Below are 509 nucleotides of genomic sequence, written 5' to 3' on the forward strand. Positions count from 1 at the left end.
CAACATGCTGAACGACGAGATCTACGGCCGGATCCGGACCCTCGCCAAGAGCGGCAACACGGAGGCCGCGGCCACCGCGCTGACCCGGCACTCGGATATCACCATGAAGCAGGCCCGCGAGTTCATCGCACTGCTTGACGACTGAACGGCCCGCCGGGAAACCCGAGGCCATCAGAAGTCAAACAGGTCACCCAGCCAGCCTTCCTTCTTCTTGGGCCGGCGCCGGTCATAGTCCCGGTCATAGTCCTGCTTGCCGTGGCGGCGGTCGTCGTAGCCACGGTGCTCCCGGCGCGGTTCAAAGTTGGGATACAGCGGCGGGGGTGATACTCCGGGAGAGGGGGTTGACGGACGCGACGGTGCAGGACCGGACATATCTGCCGCCCGGTCCAGGATCTTGTCCAGCTCCCCGCGGTCAAGCCACACGCCCCGGCACTGGGGGCAGTAGTCGATTTCGACGCCGCTGCGTTCGCTCATGATCAGGTCTACAGAATCAACAGGACATTTCATGT

The 509-nt window shown here is 63.9% G+C and carries 1 protein-coding gene; it reads right to left on the reverse strand.

Annotation, left to right across the window (positions count from 1 at the left end; genetic code table 11):
* Positions 1 to 171 precede the first annotated feature (171 nt).
* Positions 172 to 507 carry a zf-TFIIB domain-containing protein gene (locus CXR03_RS18020; protein ID WP_104105066.1) on the reverse strand — a complete coding sequence of 112 codons (336 nt, stop codon included), beginning with the start codon at positions 505 to 507 and terminating at the stop codon, positions 172 to 174.
* Positions 508 to 509 lie beyond the last annotated feature (2 nt).

It is taken from the genome of Arthrobacter sp. 08Y14, assembly GCF_002929455.1.
In the GTDB taxonomy this organism is placed as follows: Bacteria; Actinomycetota; Actinomycetes; order Actinomycetales; family Micrococcaceae; genus Arthrobacter_B; species Arthrobacter_B sunyaminii.